We start from the raw sequence: 14,850 nt of genomic DNA on the forward strand, positions 1-14,850 counted from the left end.
CGGTCCGCCTTTTCGCCCGGGACTTAAGGCCGCACTGCTACGGATTCATGACCGGTCTGCCCGCTCACGCAACCGTGTTCGCAGGCAAGGCAAATGTCACAAAGGTGACAAGGCACCGATCTAACGTTTTCATCCATGGCTCGTCGAGCGACCATGCATTGCCCCTCCAGCCATCCCCCAAGCCACGAGGCAACCCGATGACGACGCTGAAGTTCCTTACCTCGCTTTGCCTCGCCGGCACGGCGCTGGCCTCCGTTCCGGTCACCGCTTCCGCAGCGCCCCCCAACTACGACAAGATCGACACCGTCGTCGTCATCTATGCCGAGAATCGCAGCTTCGATAATCTCTATGGCGGCTTTCCCGGCGCCAACGGCCTGGCCAATCTGTCGTCCGGCCAGGTGCGCCAGCTCGACCGCGACGGCAAGCCGCTCGCCGAGCTGCCGCCGGCCTGGGGCGGCCTGACCGCCAAGGGGGTGACGCCGCCGGTGACCGAGGAGCAGTCGGCGCACCTGGCCAATGCCAGCTTCGCCATCGACGATCCCAAGGGCTTCAACGAACAGACCTCGGTGATCACGCGCGATCTCTGGCACCGTTTCTACCAGGAGCAGATGCAGATCGATGGCGGCCACAACGACAAGTTCGTCGCCTGGGCCGATTCAGGCAGCCTGGTGATGGGCCATTATGACGGCTCCGGTTTGCCGATGTGGGCGGTGGCCAGGAAATACGTGCTCGCCGACAATTTCTTCCAGGGCGCCTTCGGCGGCTCCTTCCTCAACCATTTCATGCTCGCTTGCGCCTGCGTGCCAGTCTATCCCAATGCCGATACGAGCCCGGTAAAGGGCCAGATCGCCGTCGTCGAGGCCGACGGCACGACGCTGAAGGTCGCCGACAACTCGCCGGCCTCGGCGCTTGGCGGCGCGCCGAAATTCGTCAATGACGGCGCCATCACGCCCGACTTCCATGCCGTCAACACCATGCAGCCGCCCTATCAGCCGAGCAACAACAAGCCGGCCGCGGGCGGCGATCCGGCCTTGGCCGATCCGTCCGCGGCGAGCACGCTGCCGCCGCAGCACGACATCACCATCGGCGACCTGCTGTCGCTGAAGGGCGTCGGCTGGGCCTGGTATGCCGGCGCCTGGCAGGCAACGCTCGACGGCAAGAACGCGACGCCGGTGCCGAACTTCCAGTTCCACCACCAACCGTTCAACTACTTCGCGGCTTACGCGCCTGGCACCGCCGCGCGGGTCGAGCATTTGCGGGATGGCGGCATGGACGGCGCTGCGTTCATCAAGGACATAGACGACGGCAAGCTGCCGGCCGTCACCTTCTACAAGCCGCAGGGCAACCTCAACGAACATGGTGGCTATGCCGATGTGGCAAGCGGCGACCAGCATCTCGCCGATGTCGTCTCGCATCTCGAGAAAAGCCCGCAATGGAGCCACATGCTGGTGGTCGTCACCTATGACGAGAATGGCGGCTTCTGGGACCATGTCGCGCCGCCGAAGGCCGACCGCTGGGGGCCGGGCAACCGCATCCCCGCCTTCATCATCTCGCCCTATGCGAAGATGGGTACCGTCGACCACACGCAATATGACACGACGTCGATCCTGCGCTTCATCACGGCGCGCTACGACCTGCCGGTGCTTCCCGGCATCGTCGCCCGCGACAAGGCACTGCGCAACAACGACCAGCCGCCGATGGGGGATCTCTCCGCCGCGCTCGACCTTAGCCGGTAGGGGCCGGGCGGGCCCTTGGCACGATGTGTTTCTAGCCGCCATTCACCAGGGCGAGAATGAGCTTCTGGAGATTGCCGCCCTGGCCGAACTCGACGCGATCGAAATCGCGGCTGGCCTGCCGCTGCGCCTGCGACAGTTCGGACAGCCGCTTGGTCATCTCGACCCGGATCTTGCTGCATTTGGGATCGTCGGCAACGCTGAGGCCAACGGTCGCCGCCTCGATCTTGCGCACCATGTCGACGATGGTCTCGCCATGCACCTTCTCGTGGGCGCTGACGCCGGCGATGAAAACCTCCCAGTTCTTCTGGATGGCTGGCGGCAGGGGCGCGGACGGGCTGGGCAAGGTGTAGGTGATGATGAGCTTCGGCCTCGCCGACACCAGCACGCAGGCTTCGGCTCGTGCCTGATAGTCCCTGGTCCAGGTCAGCTTGAAATTGGTGTGGGCGATGGCACGGACGACACCGAGCTTGGGGCCGTTCTCGCCGATCGATTGATAGAGCTCCGGCCCGGACTGGCCTGATATGGCGTAGGTCTCGACCTTCTCGACCGGCTTCCAGTCGGCACGGGCGGCGAGCGGCAAGGCCAGCAGGGCGGCCAGCAACAGACACAGACGAACACAGGCTCTCAACACCGCTCTCCGCGAAATCAGGACGACCCTGCCGCAGCGGGCAATGCCATCGGAAGACTTTTGCTATATGCTGCCAAGGGGTGAGGCCGCAAATGGGGAGGGGGAAAATCATGAGAGCGAACTGTCTCATAGTCGCCGGTGCGGTGGCGGCGCTGCAGGCCGCGCAGCCGGCGCTTGCCGCGTCGTGCAGCGGCTGGAGCGCGAAGATGGAGGAAGACGAGGGCGGCAAGGTGCTGACCGCTTCGGTCTGCGGCGGGCCGAAAGGCGATGCGCATCTGATGCTGGTCTGTTTCGACACGCCGGTGCTGAGCTACGACCTCGGCACCGCCGGCCAACAGTTGGAGCCCGGCATCAGCGGCTCGTTCGACTTCAAGGCCGACGGCAAGACGGTGGCGAAAACGCTGCAGCTGGAGGCCATGTACAACTATTTCACGGTGGACCTGGCCCGGGCCGATCCGCTGCTGGACCTGCTGCGTTCGAAGGGCGAGGTCAGCGTCAGCGCCGCCAAGTATGGCCACAGCAGCTTTCCGCTGAAGGGCTCGAACGCGGCAATCGGCAAGGTGCTGGCGCAGTGCGGCAAGGCCAAACCTGCGGATGGGGACTGATTGGCGGGCCTTCCGGCACCGCCAACGCCTGGTGTGACGCGGCATCTACCGCCTGGTCTCGCCATGCGCCGCGACATGGTCGATATCGGACCGGCTGATGCCGATGTCCTTGAGCATGAAGTCCGGCATCGCCTCCAGGTGACGCCGGTCACGACGGTGGCGCCAGCGGCGCAGCAGGCGTGCCAGCAAGATTGAAGCAAAACGCCATTGTCGGGCGCGCCTCGGAACGCTTTCGGTTTGGGTCATGGCTTCCTCGAAAATCCAGCGCGAAGGGCTTGCCGGCGTGGCGCCGGCAAGCCCTGACGGCTTCAATCGCCCATCTTCATCGCGTCGCACGACACGTTCGGGTTCATGTCGGCGAAGGTGCCGGTCGGGTTCCTCTTCCAGGCCCAGACATGCAGTTCATAGAACGGGCCGAGGCCGTAGCGGTTGGGGGCGCTGTTGAAGTTGAACAGCTGCCCTTCCAGCGACGCCGGGCCTTTCGAGGTGATGTATTCGACCGCCACGAGCTTGAGCTTTCCGTCGGCCATCGGCTCGTACATGACAGCCTCGGGCTTGGCGAGCTCGACCGCATCGTCCTTGAGATAGCCGGCATTGACATAGTGGATGCCCATCGCGCCGCCGGTGATGCCGCTGGCGCAGGGGATGGGTGCGTAACCCTCGGCCGTGGCCGTCGCCACGTTCTCGAAGCGGCCGTTGGCGGCACGCACCTTTTGCGCCAGGACATTCGTGTCACCGGTTACAGAGGTGTTGGCCCCATGGGCATGAACCGCCGTCAACGCGATGGCTGGCAGCATGGACAGGGCGGCAAGGCGCCGGGTCCAAGGAAAGATAATCATGTTAGCTCCATAAGTTTGCTATCGCACCGCCCTCTTGGCCCGGGCGCCCCGGTCGTGGACGGACGCGTGGTCCGCCCGGATGGCTGGTCAGGATCCTGCGGTCTGCGGGCCGATGAAGGCGGCGATCTCGGTCACCTTGTTGGCGGGAAAGCCGCCCTCGCGGGCATGCCTCTCGACCACGTCGGCGCTTTCGGCCTCATGAATGCAGTAGATCTTGTCGCCGGCGACATAGGAGGTGAGCCATTTGTAGGGCACGCCGAGCCCGGCCACGACCTCGTTGGACTTGGCCGAGATCTCCTTGAGTTCGCTGGCGCTCAATCTGTCGGCGCCAGCGATTTCGCGTTCGATGATGAAAGTTGGCATTGTCGGTCTCCGTTGTGATTGACGGCCCGATAAAACCGATCGACGTTGGACCCGGCGTGCCGCTCGCCAAGGAAACAGCGCGAGGATGGTCACACGCTTCGTCCCACGGCGGCGGCGCATGCCCCGTACGAGGATGGGCAAGCGCATATGGTGGGACAATTGGGTGGTACGATCAGGCTTCTCGGCGAACCCGCCATTCTCGATGCGGATGGGCGGAGCCAGCCGGTGCGTGGTCATCAGGCCTGGGCGCTGCTCGCCCGCGTGCTTCTGGCGCGCACGCCGCTCGACCGACGCGCACTCGCGATCGAGCTGTTTCCCGAAACCGTCGATCCGCTGGGTTCGTTGCGCTGGTGCCTGGCCTCGCTGCGCAAGGCGCTCAACACCTCCGACTGTCTGAATGGCGACCCGATCGAGGGTGGCTTTGCCGATGATATCGACATCGACGTTTTGCGGCTCGACCGCGACGATTTCGACATCGAGGCCGCCGGCCCGCTGCTCGGCGCGCTGGAGCCGCGCTGCAGTCCGGAATTCGCCACTTGGCTGCTGGTGGAGCGCGCGCGCATCGCCGGCATCGTCGAAGCCCGCATCCGGCAGGAAACCATCCGCGCCATGTCGGTCGAGGATCATGCCCGCGCCACGCGGCTGGCCGAACTTGGCGTGCGGCGCAATCCCTATGACGAAAGCGCGCATATATTGCTGGTGAAGAGCCTGGCGCTGGCCGGCCGCTACCAGGCGGCGCTCGATCAGGTCGAGGCGACCGAGGCGGTGTTCATGGCCGAGCTCGGCGAAAAGCCGTCCGCCGCGTTGCGCAGCGCCGCACGCCGCACCATCTCGTCGCCGCCCAGCGGCATCTCGCGCCAGGCCTTCGTCACCTCGCTCATGCAGTCGGGCCTGGCCGCGCTTTCGGCGGGTGCGGTGGATGCCGGCATCGATTGCCTGCGCCGCGCCGTTCGCGACGCGGAGAAACACAAGGACGCGCAACTGACGGCACGCGCCATGTTCGAACTGGGCACGGCGCTTGTGCATTCGGTCAAGGGCTATGATGACGAAGGCTCGGTGCTGCTGCGCCGGAGCACGGAACTGGCGCGCCAGGCGGGCAACGCGGCGATCGCCTCGGCGGGGTTTCGCGAACTCGGCTATGTCGAGGCGCTGGCGGGGCGGCGCCCGTCGGCCGCGACCTATCTGGCGCAGGCGCTGGAACTGGCCCTTGGGGGCGAGAATCTTGCCGGCATTCATGGCGTCATCGGTTTCAACCTGGTCGACTGGGGTCGGCTCGGCGAGGGGCTCGACCACTACGCGCTGTCGCTGGAGCATGCGCGCTCGGCCGGCAACCGCCGCCGCGAGATCTGGTCGCTGGGGCTTGGCGGCTGGGGTCTGCTCGCCGCCGACCGGCTGGAGGAGGCCGATCGCTGGCTGGAGGACTGCCTGGCGCTGGTCGAGGAGCAACGCTGGATATCGTTTCGGCCCTGGCCGGTGGCGGTGCTCAGCGAAGCCCGCACGCGACGGCAGGCGCGCCCGGATGATCTGCGTCCCCGGCTGGAGGAAGCCTTCGCCCTGAGCTGCCAGATGAACGATCCCTGCTGGGAAGGGGCGGTCGCCCGCGCGCTCGCGCTGACCTACGCGGCGGAAGGGGCATTCGTGCCGGCCATGGAATGGTTGGGCGAGGCGCGCCGGCGCTGCATGCGCGACATCGACAGCTATGCCGGGCTGCAGGTGGAGATCCTGGCGAGCCAGGTGGACGTCAATCTGAAGCTGGAGCGGCCTGAGATGGCCGACGCCATCGCGCGCGAATGGCTGGCGCTGGCGGCGCGCACGCATCGCGACGCGCATGTCGCCCGCGCCGCCGCGTTTATCGCGCGGCGCAACTGAACCGCCAGCCATCCCGGCTGCAAGATGACTTTTCAGGCGCTCGCGACCTTCTGCCGGTTCCGGGCCGGCAGCGACTGGCGTATACCGGAAGTCGCCCAGGCTCTATTCAAATTGCCGGGGAGGGCTGATATAGGTCAGTCAGGTTGACCTATATCCAGTTGTCGCGGGAGGCGCGCTTTGACCTTGATGAATCTGTTGGCTTCGCGCTCGTCGCGCATGAAAGCGTCCGAAATCCGCGAGCTGCTGAAGCTGCTCGACCAGCCCGACATCATCTCGTTCGCCGGCGGCATTCCCGATCCGGCGCTGTTTCCGACCGAGGCGATCCGCGATGCCTATGCTTCGGTGCTGGGTGGCGGCGAGGCGGGGGCGGCGCTGCAGTACCAGGTCTCGGAGGGCTATCTGCCGTTGCGGCGTTGGCTGGCCGGGCAGATGGGCAAGCTCGGCGTTGCCTGCGACGAGGCTAACATCTTCATCACCTCCGGGTCGCAGCAGGCGCTGGATTATCTCGGCAAGCTGTTCCTGTCGCCGGGCGATACCGCACTGGTGACATGGCCGACCTATCTCGGCGCGCTGCAGGCCTTCAACGCCTACGAGCCGCGCTACGACCGGCTGCGGCCCGAAGGCGGAAACATGACGCCCGATGCCTATCGCGCGGCCGCCGCCGCGAATGGCGGCAAGGTCAAGTTCGCCTATCTGGTGCCGGATTTCGCCAACCCGACCGGCGAGACCCTGAACCGCCAGCAGCGCGAGGCGGTGCTCGACCTCGCCGGCGAACTCGACATCGCCGTCATCGAGGATGCCGCCTATCGCGCGCTGCGCTATGACGGCGAAGGTGTGCCGCCGATCCTGGCGCTCGATTGCGCCCGCTCCGGTGGCATCGACAAGGCGCGCACGCTCTATTGCGGCTCGTTCTCGAAAATCCTGTCGCCTGGCATGCGCGTCGGCTGGGTGTGCGCACCGCGCCACGTGGTCGAGAAGCTGGTGCTGATGAAGCAGGCTTCCGACCTGCACAGCCCGTCGATCAACCAGGTGGTGATGCACCGCGTGGCCGAGACCGTGTTCGACTGCCAGGTGGAAAAACTCATCGGCGCCTATCGCGAGCGCCGCGACGGCCTGCTCGCGGCACTCGAGGCCAACATGCCGAAAGGCGTGACCTGGAGCCGCCCGGAAGGCGGCATGTTCGTCTGGGTGACGCTGCCCGAAGGCTCCGATGCCACCGCGCTTCTGGCACGGTCGGTGAAGGAGGCGCGCGTCGCCTTCGTGCCCGGCAACGCCTTTTATGCCGACGGCAGCGGGCGCAACACGCTGCGGCTGTCGTTCACGCTGGCCGACCGCCGCGCGGTGAGCGAGGGCATCCCACGGCTGGCCGCCATCCTGAAGGGGTAAGGCCTGGTCTAGATAATGCGCCTCCGGTTTGTGCTGGGGGACGAGCTAATAGCCGAAGTTGGCGCCGCCCCTCATCGCCCTGCCAGCCCCTTCTCCCCGTATAGTGACGGGGAGAAGGGGCTGGTCGCAACATTGGTGCCCTTCTTGCACCGGTTGTGATTGGCGAACCATCGATGGCAGCCCCCCTCTCCCCGTTCTACGGGGAGAGGATGCCGACAGGCAGGTGAGGGGCAGCGCAAACGCCCGGAGATGACGAAGTCGCCCTGGCCCGCTAGTTCCCGCATTGACGGCGCCCCGTCCGAACCTAAATTCGCAGCCTTGCGAGGAGGAATTTGCATGGAAACCCAGGAACTGCATCGCGGCCGTCTCATCGATCATATCCATCTGGTGGTCAGGGATCTTCCTGCCAGCCGGCGTTTCTACGAGGCGGTCTTGCGGGCGCTCGATGTTCCGATCGGTGGTGTCGGCGAGGACTATTTCTGGGCCGATGAACTGTTCGTCTCCAGTGCCGACAGCCGGGCGGCCCTGGGACAACTCACCGGCCGCCACCATCTGGCGTTCCAGGCCAGGGACCGCGCCATGGTCGATGCCTTCCACAAGGCGGGGCTCGCCGATGGCGGCAAGGACAATGGCGCGCCGGGCGAGCGACCCTATCATCCCGGCTACTACGCCGCCTTCCTGCTCGATCCGGACGGCAACAACATCGAGGCCGTCCATCACGGGCCAGCCACGCGCAGCGCGGCCTCGGTGAAGATCACATTCTGAGGGACTGTTGGAAATTCCACTCCGGCGGAGCGGCGTTTTCCGCGCTTCCGGTTTCGTGCCGACTGAAATTCACCTCAGCACGGTCAGATCGGGAAACGGTGACCCCGGAATTCTCTCGATCCAGACCACGGAAGGGCGATTGGATGTTGCGCTCGACCGTCCAGCAGCAGACGCTATTGTGAACGATCACTTCAGGATTCCGGGAGGAAAGAGCCATGAACCCCATTGATCCTCCAATAGAGCGACGCTCACACCCACGTGGAATTGTTCTGAAGGATGCGACCATCATCACCGATGACGCGAGGATCAGCTGCTCCGTGAGAAATCAGCACCTTCACGGCGCGGAACTGAAGGTGGACCCCAGCGTGACAATTCCCGATCGCTTCGTCCTTCACGTGCCTGCTGATGAGGCCAGCTATCGTGCCGTGGTGCGGTGGAGAAAGAACGGACGGCTTGGCGTGCAATTCTATGGTGCCGACAATGGCCGTGGCTGAGAAGGACCAGGAACGCATGCCATCGGCGTGGATGTGTGGTTCGCCGGCGCGTGTATGGCGAGGACTTATCTGCCGGCCACAAATGCCATCCGGCGTGCAGACGGCGCAGGTGGTCGCGCTCTAAGGTAGGAGCGTGACAACACGACGGACGTCATGACGATTTGATAGGCGGTAATACTGGCGCCGACGACCGGCAGAACCAGGGACAGGGACCCTGGATTTTTGGCATCGATGCCCAGTAGTGAGAACAGCAGCATCAATGTCGCTATGAACAGGACAGTGATCAGGCCGAACGAGATGAGCAGACGCGGAAACGCATAGCCGAACACCTTGGAACCGCGCTTGCCGGCAACCGCAAGTGTTTGATCATCATCGGCAATGACGGCAGGCAACATCGTACCCCATTTTGCGAACGCAGCGATGCCGGAAAAAACCCAGACAAGAAGTGCCGCCAACAGGGCGACGGACGGATGAACGCCGCCGACGACCATGGCAATCCCAACCGCAATGGGAGCTATCGCGCCGAGGAAGCCGAGCAAGAGGCAACGTCTTACGAAACTGAAAAATGCCTTAGGCCTTTCCTTCAGCCAATTGGATACCTGGTCGGCATCAAGCTGCGTCAAAACGGCGATGTGGGCAGGAATAGCCAAGAAGGTCGACGTCATTACGCCGATGAAGATTGAAGCTCCTGAATTGACCTTCACGAAGCTTTCAAGCACCGCCAGCCCGCCAGCCAAAACGATGTATCCGAGAACCCATTTCCGGTTGCGGATATAAATTTCGAGCGAAGCCACCCAGATATTGTCTTCGACCATCACCTAATCCCCCCTAGTCACCCCTGACGTGCAAGCAGTATCGGCACCGCGTTGCAGTTTTCTTAATTGCAGGGACGAATCTTTATCTTTGCAAAAGGAGTTAATTAGGGACGGCTAACTAACACTACTTGCCGCGAATAAGTGGATAAGGCATTACTTTTTCACCTGGACAGTCTACCGAACAATCCTCGTCGCCAGAGGGCACTATGAGGCCGGCACTCCCGAGTGATGCGGCCCAGACCTGCCGCGTTTTCGCTGTGCTGGTGGCTTTTCACCAATCTCGTATTCCCGTATACGAGATCGGATTGAGCCCCAAGGAGTCGCATGAAGCCCCTGACTGAAACCGTGCCGTTTTTCAGCCAGTGGGAAACTTCGGACCTGACGCTGGACGTGCTCGCCGAAGGCGCCGAAGTTGCCCTCAGGCGCGATCCGCTGTGGCGGGGTTCAGGCGCCGAAACGCTCGACGAATACGCGGTCTGGGCCGCAAACATCTGCGGCATGGCCTGCCTGAAGATGATCCTGGCGACGCGCGGCGAGATCGTTCCGACGATCGAACTCGCCAGGCAATGCACCGGATATGGCGGCTATGTCGTCAACGAGGGATCGATCAAGGGGCTGATCTACGCGCCCTTCGTCAGCTTCGTGAAGGAGGCCTTCGGCCTGCGGGCCGAGGTGATGACCAATATCGCGGCCTCGGACATACCTGCGATCCTTTCACGGTCGCGCTTCTTCATCGCTTCGGTCAGCAGCTGGATCCGCTGGCCCGAGCGCGAGCCGCCGTCGAAGGGCGGGCATCTGGTGCTGGTCACTTCCGCCTCGGACGAGGCTTTCCGCTTCCACAATCCATCCGGCCATATCCGCGCCACACAGGCAAACGCAGTGTTGGCGCCAGCCGATGCCGACCGTTTCTTTGCCAATCGCGGCATCGCGGTCACCATTTGATTTTTTGAGGGATTTTCGATGAAGGACAAGACAAGCGTTGCCATCCTCTATGGCGGGCGCTCGGCCGAGCATGACGTGTCGCGCCTTTCGGCCGCCAATGTGCTGAAAGCGATCGACCGGACGCGCTACGAGGTGATCCCGATTGCCATTTCCAGGGATGGCAAATGGCTGCTGCAACCGTCGTCGGTTGCAGCCGGTGACGGGGCAGGGGCTCCAGTGTCAGAGGATGGTGTAGAGGTCGCCCTGCTGCCTGGCGGCAAGGGCAGGCTGGTGGCCGCGCCGCATGGTGGCAAACAGCCCGATCTGCCGCCGGTCGATGTCGTCTTTCCCGTGCTGCACGGGCCGTTCGGCGAGGACGGCTCGGTGCAGGGCTATGCGGAAGTCGCCGATGTCGCCTATGTCGGCTGCGGCATCCTGGCTTCGGCCGCCGCCATGGACAAGGATGTCGCCAAGCGGCTGCTGCGCGAGGCCGGGCTTGCCGTCGCCCGCTCCGTCACCTTGCATCGAAACGACACGCGTTCCTTCCAGGAGATCGCCGGGGCGCTTGGCCTGCCGTTCTTCGCCAAGCCGGCGCGCCAGGGCTCATCCTTCGGGGTGAGCAAGGTGAACGACCGGGACGGTTTCGAGGACGCTGTCGCAACGGCTTTCCGCTATGACGGCAAGGCGCTGATCGAGGAGTTCGTCGACGGCCGCGAGATCGAGTGTTCGGTGCTGCAGCGGGCCGATGGCTCGCTGACGGTGTCGCTGCCCGGCGAGATCATTCCGGCCGGCAAGCATGGCTTCTACACCTACGAGGCCAAGTATCTCGATGCCGACGGCGCGGTGGTAAAGGTGCCGGCCGATGTCCCGGCCGCGGTCGCCGACAAGGCGATGGCGATGGCGCGGCAAGCCTTTCTGGCGCTCGGCTGCGAAGCCATGGCGCGCGTCGATTTCTTCCTGCGCGCCGACGGCAGCCTGCTGGTCAACGAGGTCAACACGCTGCCCGGCTTCACCGACATCTCGATGTATGCCAAGGCGCTGGCGGCGATCGGCATCGGCTACAGCCAGGTCATCGACGTGCTGATCGAGCACGCACTGGCAAGGCACGCAGCGCGCTGAGCCGCCCTGTCCAACGTCACGCCGAGGTTGCCGTCCGCCTTGGAACGTCAATCCCGATGCGCGGCAGACTCATTTTTCTCCATTCCCTCGGACTGGGGGAACATACCGACCGGCCCGGCATTGAAGGTAACCAGCGGTTCGGCTGCGAAGGTTGCAAGCCGGCTCAATATGCAAGACCATGGCCGCCGGCAGGGGGAGACATCAAGTGGCGGCCAATCGTCGAAACGGGACGGCGTCTCCGGCACATGGGCTGGAGGAGATTCTTTCGGCCGCCGCGCCTCACCCGCGGACGTCATTGCCCACTGTGGCGACCATCGTCACGACGGTGGCGGCGCTGTATTTCGGGCGCGAGGTCTTCCTGCCGATCGCGATCGCGCTGCTGCTGACCTTCGCGCTCGCGCCGCTTGTGTCGGCGCTCAAACGGATCGGCATTCCCCGGATTGCCGCTGTCATCGCCAGCGTGCTGGGCGCTTTCGCGGCACTCGCCCTGTTCAGCTTCATTGTCGTCACGCAAGTCAGCGAACTGGCGCAGAACATCCCGGTCTACCAGACCAATATCGTGGCCAAGATCCGTTCGCTCAAGGAAACCGGGGTCGGGGGAGGGATCATCGCCAGACTGAGCCGCGTGGTCGAGCGTGTCGGCCAGGAGATCGACCGGCAGGATGCTTCGCTGCCGTCCGCCACCCAGGACAAGCCGCCGCGCGAGCCGATGCCCGTCGAGATCATCGCGCGCGAAAGGCCGCTCGAGGTGCTGCAGAACATAGTCGGTCCGCTGATCAGCCCGCTCGGATCGGCCGGGCTGATCATCGTCGTCGTCATATTCATGCTGCTCGAGCGGGAGGATTTGCGCGACCGTTTCATCCGGCTTGTCGGTTACGGAGACCTCCACCGCACCACCGAGGCGCTTCAGGATGCCGGCAAGCGGGTGGGCCGCTATTTGCTCATGCAATTGGTGGTCAACATCGTCTACGCCATACCGATCGCGATCGGGCTGTGGGTGCTCGGCATTCCAAATGCGCTGCTGTGGGGGTTGCTGGCGCTGGCGCTGCGTTTCGTTCCCTATATCGGCCCGGCCATAGGCATGCTGCTGCCGCTGCTCCTGGCGCTGGCCGTGGCGCCCGGCTGGTCGCTCGTGCTGTGGACGGCCGCCCTGTTCGTGGTGATGGAGCTGGTCACCGGCAACGTCGTCGAACCCTGGCTTTACGGTTCGCGAACGGGGCTGTCACCGCTGGCGATCATCGTTGCGGCCATCTTCTGGACGTGGCTCTGGGGGCCGCTCGGACTGGTCCTGTCGACACCGCTCACCGTCTGCCTGGTGGTGCTGGGCAGGCACGTGCCGCAGTTTGAATTCCTCGACGTGCTGTTCGGCAACGAGCCCGTGCTCGAACCCCATGCGCGCCTCTACCAGCGGCTGCTGGCTGGCGATCCGGACGAAGCCACCGACCACGCCGAGGAGATGCTGGAGGAGAAATATCTGGTCGAATTCTACGACAAGGTCGCCATTCCGGCGCTTCTGCTGGGCGAACGGGACCGTGCGCGCGGCGTTATGGGCGACCTGCAGAGACGGCAGGTGGCGGCGAGCGCACTGACGCTGGTGGCCAACCTCGACGACGATGCGCAGGAGGAAGCGGGCGAGGAGGATATCCCGCCCGTGGAGGCGGGCGACCAAGGCGATGCCGCCGGCGAGGAAGAGGCCGACCTGCCCGATGGCACTGGTATGTCGGTGCTTTGCGCCGGCGGGCGTGGCGAACTCGACGATGCCGCCGCCGCGATGCTGGCGCAGGTGCTGGAAGTCCAGGGCGCGACAGCGACGAAGGCTGGCTTTGCCGATATGGAACCCTCGAACATCCGCCGCCTTGGGCTCGAAACGGTGAACACTGTCGTGGTCGGCTTCCTGAACCGGGATTCCGTCAAGCACGCCCGCTTCCTGGTTCGCCGGCTGAAGCGTGCGAAGGCGGCGCTGCGAGTGGGAATCGTGTTCTGGTCCGAGGCCGGCAACGGGGACAAGGAAACGGCCGCCAGGCTGGCCCATGACATGAACGCGGATTTCGTGGCGAATGGCATGGTGGATGCCGTGATGGGGGCGCTGTCGAACGAGCCCCCCGTCACCCTCAAGCTCATCGCCAAACGGCGCGTACGACGTCAGCGGGCCGCGCCGAAGAAGGTTCCGGCCGCGGCCGCGAGTTAGGGCGCGCCTGCCAACCGGTCGTCGCCATGGTGCGCGGCGGCCAGCCGATCGGCTTCACGCAACAGGGCGGCGGATTTTCCGCCGCCCTGTTTTACCGGTCACGAATGATGGACATGCCCTTCGGCATCGACTTCCCCAACCGTGAGGCTCTGGAAGCCCGGCATGAGCTGCCATATGGCTGCAAGGCCGATGATCAGATAGGCCATACGGGCCAGGGTGGCACCCCCGAAAGCCGTGCCGATTATGTCATAGCCGGTTAGGCCCATGGACAGCCAGTTGAGACCGCCAAGGATGATGAGGGCGAGAGTGACGAGGTTCATGATGCGCATAAACGCCTCCTGAATGTTGCCTGACAAAACGCCTGCCAAAAACGCCTGTCGTAAAAAAACGCCTGTCGTTTCAGGCGGTTCCCTCGATCACAACATTGTGAACGGCGCAGACGTGCCGTGAACGCAGGCTCGCTTGATCAAGCTCATTCGAGAAGGATATGCGCCTCGCGCGCGGCCTCGACAAACGCCTCCCTGGCGACATCGGGGGCGACGTCGCCGCTTGTCGCCCGGCGGCAGGCGCGCAGCGCGGACTGATGTTTCTGGCTGCCGGTGTCGCGCCAATGTGTCGTGAGCAATTCGATGGCCTGCTGTGTATTGGACAGATGGCGAATGGAGCCCGTGACGCCGACCGAAACCACCACGGGTTTGGAAAACCATGCGGTTTGCATTGGAACCTCGACTGCGTTGCAGTCGTAAAACGCCCCTCGCGACGCAAGGTTTCATCCCGGCCAATCACTGTGGCGTGAGGCCGCCGACATCCGCCGGCGGCGAAGGCAATCGTCCCAAGCCGGCTAGGGAGAGGCTTATCAGGCCGCCTTTCGACGGCCTCGCGCAATCACTCACATATTCGAGGCGACGTCACGGGCGGATTTCGGCTTGGGCTTGTGGACTGGGCGCTGCCTTGTCGTCCGTTCGGCGAGGCGGGGAGCGGCCTTGACCGTCTTCACGTCGACCGTCTTCACGTTGTCAGGTGCTTGCGCCTTGCGGCGCTTCAGCCAGTTCGAAGACATTTCGACAAGGAGCCTGCGCAGGTCTTTCACGACGTCCTCCGCTTTCAAGACGACATGGTAAT

The 14,850-nt window shown here is 64.3% G+C and carries 17 protein-coding genes; 9 read left to right on the plus strand and 8 right to left on the minus strand.

Annotated features, from left to right (window positions below):
• Nucleotides 1–197: 197 nt before the first annotated feature.
• Nucleotides 198–1,736: an acid phosphatase gene (locus AC56QP_RS29515; RefSeq protein ID WP_489862281.1), complete on the plus strand. Its 1,539-nt coding sequence runs from the start codon at nucleotides 198–200 to the stop codon at nucleotides 1,734–1,736.
• A gap of 31 nt (nucleotides 1,737–1,767) precedes the next feature.
• On the opposite strand, the gene AC56QP_RS29520 is transcribed toward AC56QP_RS29515, so the two are convergent.
• Entirely contained in the window at nucleotides 1,768–2,364 is a 597-nt protein-coding gene (locus AC56QP_RS29520) for a DUF922 domain-containing Zn-dependent protease (protein ID WP_489862280.1), read from the minus strand.
• Between the two features lie 110 nt (nucleotides 2,365–2,474).
• On the opposite strand from AC56QP_RS29520, the gene AC56QP_RS29525 reads away from it, so the two are divergent.
• Complete coding sequence (locus AC56QP_RS29525) at nucleotides 2,475–2,969, plus strand: hypothetical protein (RefSeq protein ID WP_489862279.1); 495 nt, start codon at nucleotides 2,475–2,477, stop codon at nucleotides 2,967–2,969.
• A gap of 45 nt (nucleotides 2,970–3,014) precedes the next feature.
• Here the strand turns inward: AC56QP_RS29525 and AC56QP_RS29530 are convergent, their stop codons facing one another.
• From AC56QP_RS29530 to AC56QP_RS29540, 3 genes are all read right to left on the minus strand, one after another.
• Nucleotides 3,015–3,215 carry a YjiS-like domain-containing protein gene (locus AC56QP_RS29530; protein WP_489862278.1) on the minus strand — a complete coding sequence of 67 codons (201 nt, stop codon included), beginning with the start codon at nucleotides 3,213–3,215 and terminating at the stop codon, nucleotides 3,015–3,017.
• A gap of 62 nt (nucleotides 3,216–3,277) precedes the next feature.
• Nucleotides 3,278–3,808, minus strand: a complete 531-nt coding sequence (locus AC56QP_RS29535) for a hypothetical protein (RefSeq protein WP_489862277.1) — start codon at nucleotides 3,806–3,808, stop codon at nucleotides 3,278–3,280.
• 87 nt (nucleotides 3,809–3,895) lie between these two features.
• Nucleotides 3,896–4,171, minus strand: coding sequence for a DUF4242 domain-containing protein (locus AC56QP_RS29540; protein WP_489862276.1), 276 nt, complete (start codon nucleotides 4,169–4,171; stop codon nucleotides 3,896–3,898).
• Between the two features lie 147 nt (nucleotides 4,172–4,318).
• Between AC56QP_RS29540 and AC56QP_RS29545 the strand changes: the two genes are divergently transcribed.
• The 4 genes from AC56QP_RS29545 to AC56QP_RS29560 all read left to right on the plus strand — a co-directional run bounded on the left by AC56QP_RS29545 (nucleotide 4,319) and on the right by AC56QP_RS29560 (nucleotide 8,685).
• Nucleotides 4,319–6,040, plus strand: a complete 1,722-nt coding sequence (locus AC56QP_RS29545; RefSeq protein WP_489862275.1) for an AfsR/SARP family transcriptional regulator — start codon at nucleotides 4,319–4,321, stop codon at nucleotides 6,038–6,040.
• A 186-nt stretch (nucleotides 6,041–6,226) separates the two neighbouring features.
• Entirely contained in the window at nucleotides 6,227–7,426 is a 1,200-nt protein-coding gene (locus AC56QP_RS29550; protein WP_489863486.1) for an aminotransferase-like domain-containing protein, read from the plus strand.
• A gap of 336 nt (nucleotides 7,427–7,762) precedes the next feature.
• Nucleotides 7,763–8,191: a VOC family protein gene (locus AC56QP_RS29555; protein ID WP_489862274.1), complete on the plus strand. Its 429-nt coding sequence runs from the start codon at nucleotides 7,763–7,765 to the stop codon at nucleotides 8,189–8,191.
• Between the two features lie 215 nt (nucleotides 8,192–8,406).
• Complete coding sequence (locus AC56QP_RS29560) at nucleotides 8,407–8,685, plus strand: PilZ domain-containing protein (RefSeq protein ID WP_489862273.1); 279 nt, start codon at nucleotides 8,407–8,409, stop codon at nucleotides 8,683–8,685.
• 65 nt (nucleotides 8,686–8,750) lie between these two features.
• On the opposite strand, the gene AC56QP_RS29565 is transcribed toward AC56QP_RS29560, so the two are convergent.
• Entirely contained in the window at nucleotides 8,751–9,500 is a 750-nt protein-coding gene (locus tag AC56QP_RS29565; RefSeq protein ID WP_489862272.1) for a hypothetical protein, read from the minus strand.
• Nucleotides 9,501–9,824: 324 nt separating this feature from the next.
• Here AC56QP_RS29565 and AC56QP_RS29570 point away from each other — a divergent pair, with 324 nt between their 5' ends.
• The 3 genes from AC56QP_RS29570 to AC56QP_RS29580 all read left to right on the plus strand — a co-directional run bounded on the left by AC56QP_RS29570 (nucleotide 9,825) and on the right by AC56QP_RS29580 (nucleotide 13,728).
• Nucleotides 9,825–10,442, plus strand: coding sequence for a cysteine peptidase family C39 domain-containing protein (locus AC56QP_RS29570; protein WP_489862271.1), 618 nt, complete (start codon nucleotides 9,825–9,827; stop codon nucleotides 10,440–10,442).
• A gap of 18 nt (nucleotides 10,443–10,460) precedes the next feature.
• Complete coding sequence (locus AC56QP_RS29575; protein ID WP_489862270.1) at nucleotides 10,461–11,540, plus strand: D-alanine--D-alanine ligase family protein; 1,080 nt, start codon at nucleotides 10,461–10,463, stop codon at nucleotides 11,538–11,540.
• A gap of 205 nt (nucleotides 11,541–11,745) precedes the next feature.
• Nucleotides 11,746–13,728: an AI-2E family transporter gene (locus tag AC56QP_RS29580; RefSeq protein ID WP_489862269.1), complete on the plus strand. Its 1,983-nt coding sequence runs from the start codon at nucleotides 11,746–11,748 to the stop codon at nucleotides 13,726–13,728.
• A gap of 98 nt (nucleotides 13,729–13,826) precedes the next feature.
• On the opposite strand, the gene AC56QP_RS29585 is transcribed toward AC56QP_RS29580, so the two are convergent.
• From AC56QP_RS29585 to AC56QP_RS29595, 3 genes are all read right to left on the minus strand, one after another.
• Nucleotides 13,827–14,057 carry a DUF378 domain-containing protein gene (locus tag AC56QP_RS29585; protein WP_489862268.1) on the minus strand — a complete coding sequence of 77 codons (231 nt, stop codon included), beginning with the start codon at nucleotides 14,055–14,057 and terminating at the stop codon, nucleotides 13,827–13,829.
• Nucleotides 14,058–14,200: 143 nt separating this feature from the next.
• Nucleotides 14,201–14,446 (minus strand): DUF982 domain-containing protein, encoded by a 246-nt coding sequence (locus AC56QP_RS29590; RefSeq protein ID WP_256754080.1) that lies wholly within the window; start codon nucleotides 14,444–14,446, stop codon nucleotides 14,201–14,203.
• Between the two features lie 171 nt (nucleotides 14,447–14,617).
• On the minus strand, nucleotides 14,618–14,818 hold the full coding sequence (locus AC56QP_RS29595) for a hypothetical protein (protein WP_489862267.1): 201 nt from the start codon (nucleotides 14,816–14,818) through the stop codon (nucleotides 14,618–14,620).
• Nucleotides 14,819–14,850 lie beyond the last annotated feature (32 nt).

The sequence above is a fragment of the Mesorhizobium sp. RCAM 05104 genome (assembly GCF_059683645.1).

Coding starts and splice junctions, on each gene's coding strand:
- AC56QP_RS29515 (WP_489862281.1), top strand. CDS start 198: ATGACGACGCTGAAGTTCCTTACCTCGCTTTGCCTCGCCGGCACGGCG.
- AC56QP_RS29525 (WP_489862279.1), top strand. CDS start 2,475: ATGAGAGCGAACTGTCTCATAGTCGCCGGTGCGGTGGCGGCGCTGCAG.
- AC56QP_RS29530 (WP_489862278.1), bottom strand. CDS start 3,215: ATGACCCAAACCGAAAGCGTTCCGAGGCGCGCCCGACAATGGCGTTTT.
- AC56QP_RS29535 (WP_489862277.1), bottom strand. CDS start 3,808: ATGATTATCTTTCCTTGGACCCGGCGCCTTGCCGCCCTGTCCATGCTG.
- AC56QP_RS29540 (WP_489862276.1), bottom strand. CDS start 4,171: ATGCCAACTTTCATCATCGAACGCGAAATCGCTGGCGCCGACAGATTG.
- AC56QP_RS29545 (WP_489862275.1), top strand. CDS start 4,319: ATGGTGGGACAATTGGGTGGTACGATCAGGCTTCTCGGCGAACCCGCC.
- AC56QP_RS29550 (WP_489863486.1), top strand. CDS start 6,227: ATGAATCTGTTGGCTTCGCGCTCGTCGCGCATGAAAGCGTCCGAAATC.
- AC56QP_RS29555 (WP_489862274.1), top strand. CDS start 7,763: ATGGAAACCCAGGAACTGCATCGCGGCCGTCTCATCGATCATATCCAT.
- AC56QP_RS29560 (WP_489862273.1), top strand. CDS start 8,407: ATGAACCCCATTGATCCTCCAATAGAGCGACGCTCACACCCACGTGGA.
- AC56QP_RS29565 (WP_489862272.1), bottom strand. CDS start 9,500: ATGGTCGAAGACAATATCTGGGTGGCTTCGCTCGAAATTTATATCCGC.
- AC56QP_RS29570 (WP_489862271.1), top strand. CDS start 9,825: ATGAAGCCCCTGACTGAAACCGTGCCGTTTTTCAGCCAGTGGGAAACT.
- AC56QP_RS29575 (WP_489862270.1), top strand. CDS start 10,461: ATGAAGGACAAGACAAGCGTTGCCATCCTCTATGGCGGGCGCTCGGCC.
- AC56QP_RS29585 (WP_489862268.1), bottom strand. CDS start 14,057: ATGCGCATCATGAACCTCGTCACTCTCGCCCTCATCATCCTTGGCGGT.
- AC56QP_RS29590 (WP_256754080.1), bottom strand. CDS start 14,446: ATGCAAACCGCATGGTTTTCCAAACCCGTGGTGGTTTCGGTCGGCGTC.